Source organism: Streptomyces beijiangensis (assembly GCF_017315755.1).
Taxonomy (GTDB): Bacteria; Actinomycetota; Actinomycetes; order Streptomycetales; family Streptomycetaceae; genus Streptomyces; species Streptomyces beijiangensis.
Map to the genome: position 1 here is coordinate 14,381 of NZ_JAFLRJ010000179.1, position 14,269 is coordinate 28,649.

The window sequence follows — 14,269 nt, forward strand, 5'->3', positions numbered from 1 at the left end:
ACCGCTCCCGGGAGCCGGCCCGCCTCGACTATTGGCAGGCGATCGTCCCGGTCGTGCCCGGCCAGCGCTCGATCCCGTCGGCCGTACGGACATAGGCGCTCGAGCCGTCGGCGGCGAGCCACAGCGCGCGGCCCTCGCGACGGTATCCGGTGTCGGTGGCGCCGTCGGGCATCGGGACGTCTCCCCCGTAGGCGGAGCGAAGGAGCTCGCGCGAGAGCGCGTGCCCGGGGTCCCGTACGTAACTGCGCGTGCCGAGCGACAGGAACTCGACGCCCTGCCAGTCGCAGTGCTCGGCGCCGGCACGGCTCTGCACGACTGTGACCGGCACGGGGCTGCCCGTGCGGTCCTCCCAGACCCGGAGGGGCAGTTCATCCCGTACGGACTTCGGGAATTCGGAGGGATCGCACTGCGCGAACGTCTCCCAACCCCATCCGGGCTGGTGCGGGCGGTCCTTGGCGACGATCACCGCGACGCGTGTACGGCCGCCGGCGTCGAAGGAGTACAGCACCTGGTCCGCGTCCTGGTGTTCGACGCGGTAGCCGGTCCCCGGCACCGTGTCCTCGTAGCCGTCCCGCAGGAACAACTGCAGTGCCTGGGCTGCGGTTCCGCCTCCGTCACCGTCTCCCCATTCGCCCTCGCCGGGACCTCCCAGGTACGGCTTGCCCGTGCACTCCAGCGCCCTCAGGGCGGCGCCCGCTCCCGCGAGCGGATCGTCGTCACGTGACGCGGCGGCCTTCACGCGGAGCGGGCCCGCGTACGGGGAAGGGGGCGCGCTGCCCTTCACCACCAGTCCGTCGGTCACGGAGACGGAGCCCCCGCCACCGCACCCCGCGGTGGCGGCAACTCCCGCCACCAGAACTCCCCACGTCCATCTCCGCACGTCCCCACCCCTGTCACTCGCGCGTCATCAGTGCTCCGACGTACGCTGACCGGGCGCGGTTCCATCGCAGATCAGGCGGTCCAGTCGGGGCGGCGGCCGACATAGCGCAGCAGCTCGGCCGCCGCGTCGTCGCCCTCCTGCGGTCCGATGGCCGGCGCGAAGGCGAACGCCCGCAGGGGCTCGACGAGTTGGCGGGCCGCGCCGAGGAGTTCGGCGGCGAGCGCCGGGGTCAGCGGCGACGGGCCTCCGGTGGCGCGGGCGATGTCCCAGGCGTGCACCGCGGCATCGAGGGCGCAGGCGCGCACCCCCAGGGCAGCAGTCAGCCTGCCGGGCGGGATCGGCACCGCCACCTCGCCCGTGTCAGGGGCGACCGCCGCCCACGCGTCGGCTGTGGTCTTCAGCGCCGCCTCGGCGAACTCCACCGGGTCCTCGCTCAGCTTCCCCGACGGCTCGAACGGATTCTCCGAAGGGCCGGGGCCTCCCGTGAGGGCCGCCGCATAGGCGATCTGGTCGCCCGCGGCGTGCTGGAGCACCTGGGTGACGTTCCACTCCGCGCACGGAGTCGGCCCGCTCCAGCCATTGGCCGGCACACCCCGGACCGCGGTACGCAGCGCCTCGTGCGCCTCGGCCAGGACGGCCCATTCTGTTGCACCCGTGCCGGTCATCTGTTCCCCGCCTCTGGTCAACTCGTGCTGTTTTCCGGTCGCTTGGCCAGATCCTAAGCACGGTCGTCGCTCACGCGGGGCGATACGGGATTCATTCGCGGAGCGCGAGGGCGAGGGCGAGCGCGCCCCGTACGGGCGGTGCGTCGAGCAGGACTGGTACGGTGCCGGGCAGCCCGTCGGCGAGAGCGCGCGCGAAGGCGTCGAAAAGGCGCTGCTGGGCGGTGATGACCCCGCCGGCCACCACGACCGCGTCGGTCCGCGCCCCGCGTGCGACCAGTCTGCCCACCAGGATGGCGAGTTGACGTCCGCCCTCCTCGATGACGTCCGCGGCCAGTGCGGAGCCCTCGTCGGCGGCCGCGAAGACCACCGGGGCGTGGCGTGCCCAGGTCTCCACACCGCCGTCCCAGCTCATGACGGCCGCCAGTTCGGGCAGGGCGGGGACGCCGAAGGCCGTGAGCAGCGCCTTCTCCAGCGGGTCGGGCGATGCCCCTTCGTCCGCGCGTCCGAGGACGGCCCGCGCTGCTTCCCGTACGAGCGCCGAACCCGAACCCTCGTCGCCGAGCACCCAGCCCCAGCCGCCCGCTGTCAGATGGGCGCCTGTCTCGCGGTGCCGTCCGACTGCTATCGAGCCGGTGCCCGCCACGACGCCCACACCGTGCTCGAACCCGGCTGCGGGGACAAGGAGTTCGGCGTCGTTGACGACGGTGACGGGCACGGAGAGCAGTGCCCGAAGTTCGTCGGCAAGGCTCTCGCACTGCTCGGGCGTCTCGCTGGCATGCGCGCCGACGGCGATCCGCGCCGGGACACTCGTCAGCTTCGCCACGATCCAGGCCGCGGCTTCCGGGAGGGACCGGGTCTGCCATCCGGTGCTCGGCAGGGTGCGGTCCTCGATCACGGTGCCGTCGTGCGCGTGCGCGAGGACGATGCGGGTCTTGGTACCGCCGATGTCGATCCCGGCGACGGTGCTGCGCATACGAGGAGCTCCTCGGTGGTGGGGACGGCGTGGTGCCCGTGAGTCTGCCAGGGCGGGCGGGTGCCATCGCAGGTGAGGCGCGTAGGCTGCCGAGGTGAGCGCCGAACTGCAGGACCGTGAGCCGATAAGTATCGAGATACGCCCTTACGCGGCTTTCGATCTGCCCGGGATGTACCGGGTCTGTCTGCAGACCGGGGCCTCCGGCCAGGACGCGACCGCCCTCTACCGCGATCCGGATCTGCTGGCCCACATCTATGCGGGCCCCTATCCGGTGGCCGATCCCGGTCTGAGTTTCGTCGCGGCCGACGAGCAGGGTGTGCTCGGCTATGTCGTGGCGACGGCCGACAGCCATGGATTCGACGCCTGGCTCGAGAAGACCTGGCTGCCCCCGCTGCGCCACCGCTATCCGCGTTCGCTCGCCGCGGACCCGGGGGACGGAACCCTCGACTGGCAGCGCGTGGAACAGATCCACACCCCCCGCCCTTCGGGCCCGGACGCCCTGTACGACCGCTGGCCCGCCCATCTCCACATCGACATCCTGCCGCGCGGGCAGGGCACGGGTCTCGGCCGGAGGCTGATCGATGTCCTGCTCGACGCCTTGCGCGAGCGCGGGGTCCGGGGGCTGCACCTGAGTGTGGGCGCCAGTAATCCGGGGGCGCGCGCCTTCTATCTGAAGCTCGGGTTCACGGAGGCCGAGCGGCACGGCTGGGGGTCGGTCATGGTGATCGACCCGACGGACGTCAGGGGCTAGCGCAGCAGCAGCTGGACGCCGCCGAGGATCGTCGCGCCGATCACCAGCCTCTCGAAGAGCCGCTGGTCGATCCGGTCCACGCAGTACCTGCCGATGATCGCGCCGGGGACGACGAAGGCCACCAGCAGCGCGTCGAGGAGCAGGGACTTCGCGTCGATCAGGCCGAGCCCGACGCTGAAGGGGACCTTGGCGGTGTTGACGATGAGGAAGAACCACGCCGACGTGCCCAGGAAGCCGAGCTTCCGGAATCCGGCGGAGAGCAGATAGAGGGACATGACCGGGCCGCCGGCGTTGGCGACCATGGTGGTGAAACCACCGAGGATTCCGTACGAGCGCGCCTTGACGCGGCCCGCGCGGGTCGCCCCGTCGTCCGGTGCCTCGTCGGTCGGTGCCTCGTCGGTCGCGCTGCGTCGCCGCCAGAGTGTGACGCCTGCCATCAGCAGGAGGATCTCCCCGATCGAGGTCCGTACGGCGCCGTCGTCGGCCCAGAAGAGGAAGGCGGTGCCGATCACCACACCCACGGCGACGGCGGGGAACAGCCGCCAGAGCGTGGGCCAGTGGGCGTGTCTGCGGTACGTGCGTACGGCCAGCAGGTCGCCGGCGATCAGAATCGGCAGCAGTACGCCGGTCGATTCACGGGCGGGCAGTACGGCGGCGAAGACCGCGAGGCTGACGGTGTTGGCGCCGCTGACCGCGGTCTTGGAGAAGCCGACGAGCGCGGCTGCCGCGGCGAGCGCGACCATTCCCCAGATGCTGGGTGAACCTATGAGCGTGTCCATGTTGATCACACATGCTAGGTCCTGTCCGGCGGATCAGGCCGCCTGCGATTTGCGTTGAGCAACTGGCACTGGTGAGCGGTGGTCTGGTGCACTGCGCTTCGCTCCGTCTCGGCTCTTGATTCATCCTCCGGATGCCGAGCGCAGCTGCAAGGCGGAGGAGGGCGACAACGCGAATGGGGCCTCCCCTGCTCAATGGGGCCTCCCCTGCTCGAACGAAGTTGAGAGCTTGGGGAAGAAGCCGAGAGCTTGGGGAAGTTGGCAACTGACGACAACGCCGGAGGGGGTCCCCCCTGCTCCTTAAGAGCTTGGGGGAGTGCGCACCAGACCGGCGCGACCGCGGCATGATCCGCCGGACAGGGCCTGGGGGCCGCCCGGAGGCGACCCCCAGCTGAGGTGCGGTTATCGCAGTTCGACCGAGAAGCCGTGGTCCGTGGAGAGGGACCGCGTCCTGATGTGTGTCACTCCGGTCGCGGGGTCGGTGTACCAGCCGGAGGCAGCCGCATCGAACGCCTTCGCGTCCGCGAGGTGCGGCAGCTTGCCGCCCGCCGCCACGACCTGCTTCGGTGCGGTCTTGGCGTGCACCGTGAAGCCGTACGAGCGCGAGGCCGCCTTGCCGTCGTAACGGCCCACGCTCGCACCGACCTTGATGACGGTCGCCCTGCCGTGGCCGGGTGCGCGCACCTCGACCTGCTGGGTGGCCGAGGAGCCCTTCGCGTACTTGCGCGTCACGCCGTCGTCCTCGTACAGCGTGTACTTGGTGGTGCCCTGCGGGTAGATGTCGTAGTCGAGCTCGCCCTTGTCGCGGGTCTGCCAGGATGTCGTGCCCTTGGGCCACATCGGCACGATCGCGCCGCTCTTCACGAACAGCGGGAGCGTGTCCAGGGGCGCCGCGTAGTTGTCGACGGTCGTCGGGCCCTGGTACGTCTTGCCCGTCCAGTAGTCGGTCCAGGTGCCCTTGGGCAGGTAGATGCCGTTGCGGACGCTGGTGTCGCTGTAGACCGGCGCGACCAGGAAGTCCGGGCCCGACATGAACTCGTACTTGGCGTCGGCGCCGAGCGTCGCCGGGTCGTCCGGGTACTCCAGGGAGAGCGGCCGCACCGCGCCGACGCCGGTCTTCGTGGCGTCCTTGGAGAGCGTGTACATGTACGGCAGCAGCCGCTCCTTGAGCTGCAGGTACTTGCGGTTGATGGAGGTGTACGGCTCCCCGTCCAGCCAGGGCTGCTGGTCGATGGGCTTCTTGGTGGTGATGTCGCTCGACCAGCCGTCCATCGTCATGATGGTCGGGAGGAAAGCCTTCCACTGCAGGTCACGGGCGTACATCTTGGCGTCGTGGCGGTAGATGGAGCCGACGTCACCGGTGTTGTACGCGATGCCCGAGAGGGTCGCCCCCGCGTACGTCGGGATCTGCCAGCGGATGTAGTCCCACGACAGGGACTGGTCGCCGCTCCACAGCACGCTGCAGCGCTGGGCGCCCGCCCAGGAGACGGGCATCCAGACGAAGCCGCGGGCGTCGCTGTTGTCCTCGATGCCGGCCTTGGCCTCGTCGCAGGCGTCGAGCGCCATGCCGTAGCCGCCGCCGACCCAGGCGACGTCGAGCTTGCGTACCCGGACGCCCGCCTTGGCCTCGTCGGCCTGGTTGGGCAGTCCGTCCTGGGTCCAGAGGCCGAGCTGGGCGTTGTTCTTGTTCAGGCCCGCGCCGGTCTCGGGGAGGTTCTCGTAGCCGCAGCCGTAGCCGTCGTTGACGAGCATCCAGCCGAGCGGCATCTGGTTCTGGACGTAGCCGTCGGAGACCTTCAGCGCGTCCAGGGTGTGGCGCTCGCCGCGGTTGGCGTTGTGGAGGTAGCAGTCGGAGTCGCCGGGCTCCAGGCCGTACACCGGCGGCATGAAGGGCTTGCCGACCAGCGAGGTGTACTTGCCGATGACCTTCTTCGTGTCACCGGTGAAGTAGTACGCGTCCAGGCGGCGTTCCTGCTGGCCGGTGCGGACGTGCGGCCCGAAGTCGTAGACGCCGGGGGTCATGGTGTTGCGGAAGACCCCGTAGCCGGCCGTGGAGAGGTAGAACGGCTGGGAGTTGTTGAAGCCGCCCTCGTTCCAGTTGGTGTTGTTGCCGACGTTCATGACCTGGTCGCGGTGGGAGAACGAACCGTTCTGCTCACCGCCGCCGAAGAACTGCTCGGTGGCACCTCGGCCCAGGCTCTGGCGCATCCCGCCCGACGTCCAGCGCAGGGGCGCGTCCTCCTGCCAGACGGGCGTGCGGTTGTCGGCCTTGTAGAGGCCGAAGCGCAGCGGCTTCTTGTAGACGCGCAGCACGGTGTCCTTGGAGCGGATGCCGTAGTAGGTGCCCGCGTCGAAGGAGCTCGTGTGCCGCTGGGCCGCGGGCTGCGTCCGGATCATGTGGCTGCCGGGCGGGTCGGCGAGGACGCCGTCCGGGGAGGCCTGCAGGCGCAGCGCGTCGTCGGCGAGGAAGTCGGCGCGCGCCTTGAGGGCGCCGGCCGCGATCTCGTACGTACCGTGCGAGCCGCTGAAGCCGGTGAGGTTGCCCGCGTCGGTGGCCTCGGGGAGGTAGGCCTTGCCGGTGAAGGAGTTGTTGTGGACGTCGTAGGGGACGACGACCACGTGGTACGTCCCGGACGCCTTCGGGATGACCGTGGCCTCGGGATCGGCCGTGCCCGCGCTCTCGGCGACCTTCTTTCCCGCCGAGTCGTAGATGTACATGTCGAAGTCGTCGGTGGGCGTCTCCCACTGGATGGAGACGGGGACACCGCCCTCGGGGTTGTCGTCCCACTGCCCGGCCGGCGGATTCACCGTCAGGTCGAAGCGGTCGCAGACTGCGTTGTCCGGGTCGTCCGCGGCGGCGGGACACTTGTCCGGCGAGCCGACGGTGCCCTGGGGATAGACCGGGCTCTTCCAGCTGACGCTCTTGCTCGCACTGTCCAGGACGCCCGAGGGCGGGGTCGCCGCCTGGGCCGAGGAGGCCGGGACGGTCAGGAGGGTGAGGGCGAGGACGGCCGCCGCCCCGGCGGCGGTCGCCGGCCGACCGGGCCGGTTTCTGAAGATGCGCCGGCTTCTGGGGATGAGCCGGTTTCGGAAGATCCGCAAGGAGTGTTCTCCGTTCGTACCGCACAGCAGAGTGGGCGAGACTTGCTCAAAGTTGCTTGGAACACTGGGATTTCGAGCATCACGATTCACCTCTCGGTCAGTACATGTCAACGACCTGCCTGTACCGGAACGGTAAAAGGGAGTTCCCGGGTCCCACTTCGCAGGAATGGCACACAGCCTTAACTCCCCGCCGTTGACCGTCCCTTGTCCGGATTGCCAGCATCACCCCATGCCGCCCGCCACGAGCACCGCTCCGCTGCCGCCGCCCCTCCTTCGCGCCCTGCCCGCACCCTTGGAACCCCCCGGCCGGGCCGATGGCACCGGCCCTTCCGCCGTCCTGCGTACGGTGCTGCGCGAGGGCCCGCTCGCCCGTACGGCGCTCTCACGGACCACCGGCCTCAGCCCGGCCGCCGTCTCACGGCACACCGCGGATCTCATCGGACTCGGCCTGCTGCACGAACTCGCCCCGCCCGCCGGGCCGCCGCGCGCGGGCCGTCCGCAGATCCCCGTCGGCATCGATCCGGCCCACCATGTGGTCTGCGGGGTGCACATCGCGCTCACCCACACCACGTTCGCGGTCGTCGACCTGCTCGGCCGGGTCACCGCCTTCCAGCGGATCCCGCACAGCGGCGACGCCCCCGGTGTGCTCGGACAGATCCTGCACCACCTGCCCGCCTTCCTGGCACGCCGGGCAGCCGGGCGCTCGGTCCTCGGCATCGGGGTGGTGACGGGCGGCTGGGTGGACAGCGCCCAGGGCGTCGTCGTCGAGCACGACCCGCTGGGCTGGCGGGACATTCCCGTACGGGAGACCCTCGCGGCCGGGACCCGGCTCCCGGTCCATGTCGACGGCCACGCACGGGCGCTGGCGCAGGCCGAGCTGCTGTTCGGGGCGGCATCGCGCCGCACCGAGATGGTGCAGCTCTTCGTCGCCAATGTGGTGGACGCGGCGATCGCCACCGGCGGGTCGGTGCTGCGCGGCCGGAGGTCAGGGGCCGGTGATGTGGCCCATCTGCCGCTCGGGGACCCGGAGTTGAGGTGCGGCTGCGGACGGCGCGGCTGTCTGCAGGACGCGGTCTCCGACCGCGCTGTCGCCGGGCGGGCGTTCGAGGCCGGGATCATCCCGGCCCCCCGGTTCCCGCTGCTGCTGCAGCGGGCCGGGGACGGCGACCCGGCGGCGCTGCGCATCCTGCGCGAGCGGCTCCGTACGACAGGACGCGCCTGCGCCCTCCTGCTCGACGTCATCAACCCCGAAGTGCTGGTGCTCACCGACACGACCGCCATCCATCTGCCGGAGCTGCTCCCCGACCTGTACGAGGAGATCGCCGCGCACTCCCATCTGTGCACCGACCCGGAACGGGCCGTCGTTCCGACCCCGTTCGGCAGCCAGGTGCTCGGGGTCGCCGCCGGGGCGGTGGTCCTGGACGCGGTCTACCGCAGGCCCATGGACCTGCGTACCGCACGCTCCGCATGAGGGCGGCGCGGGGGTTTGTTCCACGCCGTCGCCAATCATTGCCGGGGGCCTGCCCGCTGGTCGAGAATCAGGGCATGGACGCAACAGTGAGGGCCGCGGCGCGGGACGCCGCCGGGCGGGAGACGGTCAACGCCTTCCGCGCCCATCACTTCGCCGGTCTCGGCTGTCGTCGCAGCGCCGTGCGCTGACACGCGCACACTCCTCAGTTTCTCCCAGTTTCTCCAGTTCTCCCAACGGCCCTTTTCTGTGGGTCCGTTCACCCCTGCCGCCCTCCCCTGGAGCTGAGCTCTGCCATGACATTTTCCGCTGCGCGCCACCGATTGCTCGCCACCGCCCTCGCCCTCGCACTGCTGCCCTTCGCCGCCGCCTGCGGCGGTGAGTCCAGTGCCGCCGAAGGGACGGGCGGCGGCAAGGTGACCCTGCGCATCGGCGACCAGGGGCAGAGTCTGCTCACCACGCTCAAGGTCTACGGACAGCTCAAGAACCTTCCGTACGACGTGAAGATCAGCCAGTTCGACAGCGGCCCGCTGGTGAACCAGGGGCTGCAGGCCGGTGTGATCGACTTCGGCGTGCTGGGCGACACCCCCGCCGTACTCGCGCAGGCCAGCGGCATCCCGGCGAAGGTCGTCTCGGTGACCCGGACGGTCGGCCCCGGCTACACCCTCGTCGCCCGCGCCGGCAGCGGCATCACCTCGATCGGCGACCTCAAGGGCAAGAAGATCGCCTTCTCCAAGAACACCGCCAACCACGGATTCCTGCTGCGCGTGCTCGACAAGGCCGGGCTGAAGCAGAAGGACATCACGCCCGTCGACGTACCACTGCAGAACGTCGGGAACGTACTGGAGTCGGGGACGGTCGACGCCGCGACCGTCAGCGAGGAGACCCGCGCCAAGTACCTCCAGGCTCACCCGGACGCCGTCCAGGTCATCAACGGCCGTACGGTGACGCCCGGTTATGCCTTCCGGATCGCGACCGACAAGGCCCTCGCCGACCCGGCCAAACGCAAGGCGCTCCTCGACTTCGCCCAGCGTCTGTCGACGGCGAACACGTGGATCGCCGGCCATCGGGACGCCTGGGTCCAGGCGTACTACGTCAAGATCCGCAAGCAGACTCCCGCGCTCGGCCGGCAGGTGTTCGAGGCCGTCGGCCGCACTTCCTACGTCCCCGTGGACGACGCGGTGATCCAGGCCCAGCAGAAGCAGGCCGATCTCTTCACCGCCAACGGCCAACTGCCCGGAAAGGTCGACCTCTCCGGGCAGTTCGATCCATCCGTATCCAGGGATTTCAACGCCCGCACCGTACAGAAGGGTTCCTCCTCATGACCGCATCCGCCCGCCCCGCATCCGGCCACACCGGCGCCGACATCTCCGGCGTCGACCTCTCCAAGCCGCTCTCCGCGGACGACTTCGCCACCATCCAGCAGGCGCTCGACCGCTGGAAGGTCGTCTTCTTCCGCGGCCAGGAGCTCGACCACTCCTCGCAGATCGCCTTCGCCCGGCAGTTCGGCGACCTCACCTACGCCCACCCGCACGACGACGCCCCGCCGGCCGACCACCCGGAGATCTTCACGATCGACCCGCGACGGTACGAGGAGCGGTACGGCAAGGGCTTCCGCGATGCCGTCAAGAAGCGCCAGTACAGCTACTTCTCCGGCTGGCACACCGATGTGACGGCCGCCGTCAACCCGCCCGCCGGGTCCATCCTGCGCGCCGAGACCGTCCCCGAGTTCGGCGGCGACACCTCCTGGACCAACCTGGTGGCGGCGTACGAGGGTCTCTCCGAGCCGGTACGCGCCTTCGTCGACACGCTCCGCGCCGAACACCGTTACGGCGGCTCGGAGAAGACCGAAGGCAACAGCGAGTACGCCAAGCGCATCAACGACAATCTGCTGGTCGCCGTCCACCCGGTGGTCCGCGTCCACCCGCGCACCGGCGAGCGCGCCCTGTTCGTCAACCCCGGGTTCACCAGTCACATCGTGGGCGTCTCGGCCCGCGAGAGCAAGGCCGTCCTGGATCTGCTGTACGGGGAGATCACGCGCCCCGAGTACACGGTCCGCTTCCGCTGGGAGCCGGGCAGCGTCGCGTTCTGGGACAACCGCGCCACCGCGCACCTGGCCCCGCGCGACATCGAGCACCTCGACGTACAGCGCACGCTGCACCGGGTCACCCTGATCGGCGAGATCCCTGTCGGGCCCGACGGAACGGAATCGGAGCTGCTGTCGGGCAAGCCCTTCACCGCCGATCACCAGGTGGTCGTCGGTGCCTGACGCACTGGCCCAGGCCGTGGCGCCGTCGTCCCTCACGGGGGACGGCGGCGCCGCGCGCCCTCCCGGCCCCGGGCCCGGGAGCGCACTGGTCGACGCCGTGGCGCTGAACAAGCCGCGGCGTACCCTGATCCCCCTCCCCCGCCCGGTGCGCCGGCTGGCGGGGCCGCTGCTGCTCGTCCTTGTCTGGCAGCTGCTCGGCACGTTCGGCGTCGTGGGCGAGCGGGTGCTCGCCCCGCCCAGCGCGGTGTTCTCCGCGGGCTGGGAGCTCACCCGTACCGGCGAACTGACGGACCATCTGCTGGCCTCGCTCACCCGCGTCGCCTCCGGTCTTGCGCTGGGCGTCAGCGCGGGACTGGTCATCGCGGTGGTCGCCGGTCTGTTCCGGCTCGGCGACGAGCTCCTCGACTCGACCATGCAGGTACTGCGCGCACTGCCGGTACTGGGCCTGCTGCCCCTGGTCATCATCTGGTTCGGGGTCGGCGAGACCCCGAAGATCGCCCTGGTCGCCTTCGGCACCGCGTTCCCGGTGTACGTGAACACCTACTCGGCGATCCGCGGAGTCGACCACCGGCTCGTGGAGTCGGGCCGCACGGCGGGACTCGGCCGGCTCGGTCTCGTACGCCATGTGATCCTGCCCGGCGCGGTGCCGGGCTTCCTGGTCGGGCTGCGGTTCGCGCTCACCGGCGCCTGGCTCATCATGATCATCGCTGAGCAGCTCAACGCCACCAACGGCATCGGCTACCTGATGAACCAGGCGCAGAGCTGGTACCGGACGGACATCATCGTGCTCGGTCTGCTGATCTACGGCCTGCTCGGGCTCGGGGCGGATGCGCTCGTACGGCTCCTGGAGCGACGGCTGCTGTCGTGGCGGCACGGATTCGAAGGAGGTGCCTGATGACGACGGCGTCAGACACGGACAAGGACACGGCAGCGCATACGGCGACGGCCGAACTGGCGGTGTCCGCACGGAAAGTGACCCGCACCTTCGCGGGCCGCGAAGTCCTCTCCGGGATCGATCTCGACATCTTCCGGGGCGAGTTCGTCGCCCTGCTCGGGCGCAGCGGTTCCGGCAAGTCGACGCTGCTGCGTGCGATGGCGGGACTCGACCCGGAGACCGGCGGCCGGCTGCTCGTGCCGCGGCGCAGGGCCGTGGTCTTCCAGGACCACCGGCTGCAGCCCTGGAAGCGGGTCCTGGAGAACGTCATTCTCGGGCTGCCCCGGCAGGGTGCGCGCGATCGGGGCAGGGCAGCGCTCGCCGAAGTCGGTCTCACGGACCACGAACGCGCCTGGCCCGGCACACTCTCGGGCGGCGAGGCGCAGCGCGCCGCCCTCGCCCGGGCGCTCGTACGCGAGCCCGAACTGCTTTTGCTGGATGAGCCGTTCGGCGCGCTGGACGCCCTGACGCGGCTGCGGATGCACGCACTGCTGCGTGAGCTGTGTGCGGTGCACCGCCCGGCGGTCCTGCTGGTCACCCATGACGTGGACGAGGCGATTCTGCTCGCCGACCGGGTGCTCGTACTGACCGACGGCAGGATCGGCCCGCCCAGGACGGTGGACCTGCCGGAGGGACGCCGGCGCACGGACCCGGACTTCGCGCGGCTGCGCGGGGATCTGCTGGCCGAACTGGGGGTGGCCGAGGGCTGAAGCCCGACGCGGGGAGGCGCCGGACCTGGCGGGCGGGGCCGGCGGCCCGGGCCGTGGAGGCCCGGCCGGACAGGGCATGTCAATCCCTCGCCCGTACAGGAACGGCAAAGAAGTGCGCGGCCCGCACTTGACCATGCCCTTGCCACGCATTGTCCGCCTGTTCATCGGCTCCCCCTTTCCCCCCTCTCCACGCTCCCGGAAGAGTTCCGACGGGGTCACGACAAGTGCCCCACACACGGTTCTGGAAGGGATGTTCATGGCTGAGTTGACACGCCGCAGACTGCTCGGATCCGCTGCCGGGGCGGTCGGTGGCGCCGCGGCATTCAACCTTCTGCCGCCCAGCGTGCAGAAGGCCGTCGCGGCAGGGCCGCCGCGCCACGGTTCGCTGCGCGACATCGAGCACGTCGTCATGCTGATGCAGGAGAACCGTTCGTTCGACCACTACTTCGGCACGCTCTCCGGGGTACGCGGCTTCCGCGACCCGGACGCGCTGAAACTCGCGGACGGCCGGTCGGTGTTCTACCAGCCCGACGCGGTGAACCCCGACGGCTACATGCTCCCGTTCCACCTGGACACGCACAGCTCCAGCGCTCAGGCCATCCCCTCCACCAGCCACGCCTGGTCCGTGCAGCACGAGGCATGGAACGGCGGCAAGATGGACCAATGGCTGCCTGCGCACCGCAAGGCGGACGGCGTCAACGGCCCTTATGTGATGGGGTATTACACCCGCAAGGACATACCGTTCCAGTTCGCCCTCGCGGAGACCTTCACCATCTGCGACAACTACTACTCGTCCGTCTTCGGGCCGACGTGGCCGAACCGCCTGTACTGGATGACGGGCACCGTGGACCCGGGCGGCACCAAGGGGGGTCCGGTCCTCAGCAACAAGGCGCCCAAGCCGTACCAGTGGACGACCTACGCCGAGCGACTGCAGGCCGCGGGCGTCAGCTGGAAGGTGTACCAGCAGGAGGACAACTACGGCACCAACATGCTGGAGCAGTTCCAGACCTTCAAGGACGCCAAGCCGGGCGGCGAGCTCTACGAGCGCGGGATGCGCCGGCAGCCCGAGGGCACCTTCGAGGACGACGCCCGCAACGACCGCCTGCCGACCGTCTCCTGGATCATGCCGACGAGCTTCCAGTCCGAGCACCCGGACTACCTCCCGGCGGCCGGGGCGGACTTCGTCGCCCAGAAGATCGAGGCCATCGCGTCCAACCCCAAGGTCTGGGCGAAGACGGCCTTCATCCTCAACTACGACGAGAACGACGGCCTGTTCGACCACGTGCCCCCGCCCACCCCGAAGGCCGGCACGACGGACGAGTTCGTCCAGGGGCTGCCCATCGGCGGCGGATTCCGGGTTCCGGCCATCATCATCTCGCCCTGGACGGTGGGCGGCTGGGTGGCGAGCGAGGCGTTCGACCACACTTCGTCGCTGCAGTTCCTGGAGCGCTTCACCGGCGTCGAGGAGCCCAATGTCACCGAGTGGCGCCGCCGCACCTTCGGTGATCTGACGTCCGCGTTCCGCTTTTCCCACAGCCGTCCGCGCCCGCCGCGCCTGCCGCACAACACGGCGGAGCAGCTTGCGCAGGCCAAGGAGGACGTGGCCACACTGCCGAAGCCCACACTTCCGGGTGCCGAGCAGACGTTCCCGAAGCAGGAGAAGGGCCACCGGCCGCACACATAGAAGGACCGCCCGTCCTCCCGGGCCACCGCTCTTCCCTTTTCGTCACCTTGACGAGAT

Annotated in this window: 12 protein-coding genes; 7 read left to right on the plus strand and 5 right to left on the minus strand. The window is 70.2% G+C overall.

From position 1 onward, the window contains the following. Positions 1 to 28: 28 nt before the first annotated feature. The 3 genes from J0695_RS19805 to J0695_RS19815 all read right to left on the minus strand — a co-directional run bounded on the left by J0695_RS19805 (position 29) and on the right by J0695_RS19815 (position 2,518). On the minus strand, positions 29 to 853 hold the full coding sequence (locus tag J0695_RS19805; RefSeq protein ID WP_307798696.1) for a hypothetical protein: 825 nt from the start codon (positions 851 to 853) through the stop codon (positions 29 to 31). Positions 854 to 951: 98 nt separating this feature from the next. Continuing rightward, a complete protein-coding gene (locus J0695_RS19810) occupies positions 952 to 1,545 on the minus strand; it encodes a TIGR03086 family metal-binding protein (protein WP_206963438.1) in 594 nt (197 codons plus the stop codon). Between the two features lie 91 nt (positions 1,546 to 1,636). Continuing rightward, the gene (locus J0695_RS19815) at positions 1,637 to 2,518 is read right to left on the minus strand and encodes an N-acetylglucosamine kinase (RefSeq protein WP_206963439.1); all 882 of its coding nucleotides are present in this window, start codon (positions 2,516 to 2,518) and stop codon (positions 1,637 to 1,639) included. A gap of 94 nt (positions 2,519 to 2,612) precedes the next feature. Here J0695_RS19815 and J0695_RS19820 point away from each other — a divergent pair, with 94 nt between their 5' ends. Beyond that, on the plus strand, positions 2,613 to 3,269 hold the full coding sequence (locus tag J0695_RS19820) for a GNAT family N-acetyltransferase (protein WP_206963440.1): 657 nt from the start codon (positions 2,613 to 2,615) through the stop codon (positions 3,267 to 3,269). Here the strand turns inward: J0695_RS19820 and J0695_RS19825 are convergent. Together J0695_RS19825 and J0695_RS19830 are read right to left on the minus strand one after the other, a co-directional pair. Then, positions 3,266 to 4,048 (minus strand): sulfite exporter TauE/SafE family protein, encoded by a 783-nt coding sequence (locus J0695_RS19825; RefSeq protein WP_206963441.1) that lies wholly within the window; start codon positions 4,046 to 4,048, stop codon positions 3,266 to 3,268. The genes J0695_RS19820 and J0695_RS19825 overlap by 4 nt on opposite strands. Before the next feature lie 399 nt (positions 4,049 to 4,447). Beyond that, positions 4,448 to 7,147, minus strand: coding sequence for a glycoside hydrolase family 31 protein (locus tag J0695_RS19830; RefSeq protein ID WP_242552916.1), 2,700 nt, complete (start codon positions 7,145 to 7,147; stop codon positions 4,448 to 4,450). Between the two features lie 229 nt (positions 7,148 to 7,376). On the opposite strand from J0695_RS19830, the gene J0695_RS19835 reads away from it, so the two are divergent. The 6 genes from J0695_RS19835 (at position 7,377) to J0695_RS19860 (ending at position 14,212) form a co-directional block, all read left to right on the plus strand. Beyond that, the gene (locus J0695_RS19835; protein WP_206963442.1) at positions 7,377 to 8,618 is read left to right on the plus strand and encodes an ROK family transcriptional regulator; all 1,242 of its coding nucleotides are present in this window, start codon (positions 7,377 to 7,379) and stop codon (positions 8,616 to 8,618) included. Positions 8,619 to 8,911: 293 nt separating this feature from the next. Next, positions 8,912 to 9,940 carry a MetQ/NlpA family ABC transporter substrate-binding protein gene (locus J0695_RS19840; RefSeq protein WP_206963443.1) on the plus strand — a complete coding sequence of 343 codons (1,029 nt, stop codon included), beginning with the start codon at positions 8,912 to 8,914 and terminating at the stop codon, positions 9,938 to 9,940. Next, positions 9,937 to 10,884, plus strand: coding sequence for a TauD/TfdA dioxygenase family protein (locus tag J0695_RS19845; RefSeq protein WP_206963444.1), 948 nt, complete (start codon positions 9,937 to 9,939; stop codon positions 10,882 to 10,884). The genes J0695_RS19840 and J0695_RS19845 overlap by 4 nt, the downstream gene beginning before the upstream one ends. Beyond that, on the plus strand, positions 10,877 to 11,779 hold the full coding sequence (locus J0695_RS45450) for an ABC transporter permease (RefSeq protein ID WP_206963445.1): 903 nt from the start codon (positions 10,877 to 10,879) through the stop codon (positions 11,777 to 11,779). The genes J0695_RS19845 and J0695_RS45450 overlap by 8 nt, the downstream gene beginning before the upstream one ends. Then, positions 11,779 to 12,528, plus strand: coding sequence for an ABC transporter ATP-binding protein (locus J0695_RS19855; protein WP_206963446.1), 750 nt, complete (start codon positions 11,779 to 11,781; stop codon positions 12,526 to 12,528). The genes J0695_RS45450 and J0695_RS19855 overlap by 1 nt, the downstream gene beginning before the upstream one ends. A 256-nt stretch (positions 12,529 to 12,784) precedes the next feature. Then, positions 12,785 to 14,212 (plus strand): alkaline phosphatase family protein, encoded by a 1,428-nt coding sequence (locus J0695_RS19860; protein WP_206963447.1) that lies wholly within the window; start codon positions 12,785 to 12,787, stop codon positions 14,210 to 14,212. Positions 14,213 to 14,269: the final 57 nt, after the last annotated feature.

What these genes read in the sequence shown, in the direction of transcription:
- J0695_RS19810 (WP_206963438.1), bottom strand. Translation starts at nt 1,545, where the DNA reads ATGACCGGCACGGGTGCAACAGAATGGGCCGTCCTGGCCGAGGCGCAC.
- J0695_RS19815 (WP_206963439.1), bottom strand. Translation starts at nt 2,518, where the DNA reads ATGCGCAGCACCGTCGCCGGGATCGACATCGGCGGTACCAAGACCCGC.
- J0695_RS19825 (WP_206963441.1), bottom strand. Translation starts at nt 4,048, where the DNA reads ATGGACACGCTCATAGGTTCACCCAGCATCTGGGGAATGGTCGCGCTC.
- J0695_RS19835 (WP_206963442.1), top strand. Translation starts at nt 7,377, where the DNA reads ATGCCGCCCGCCACGAGCACCGCTCCGCTGCCGCCGCCCCTCCTTCGC.
- J0695_RS19840 (WP_206963443.1), top strand. Translation starts at nt 8,912, where the DNA reads ATGACATTTTCCGCTGCGCGCCACCGATTGCTCGCCACCGCCCTCGCC.
- J0695_RS19845 (WP_206963444.1), top strand. Translation starts at nt 9,937, where the DNA reads ATGACCGCATCCGCCCGCCCCGCATCCGGCCACACCGGCGCCGACATC.
- J0695_RS19855 (WP_206963446.1), top strand. Translation starts at nt 11,779, where the DNA reads ATGACGACGGCGTCAGACACGGACAAGGACACGGCAGCGCATACGGCG.
- J0695_RS19860 (WP_206963447.1), top strand. Translation starts at nt 12,785, where the DNA reads ATGGCTGAGTTGACACGCCGCAGACTGCTCGGATCCGCTGCCGGGGCG.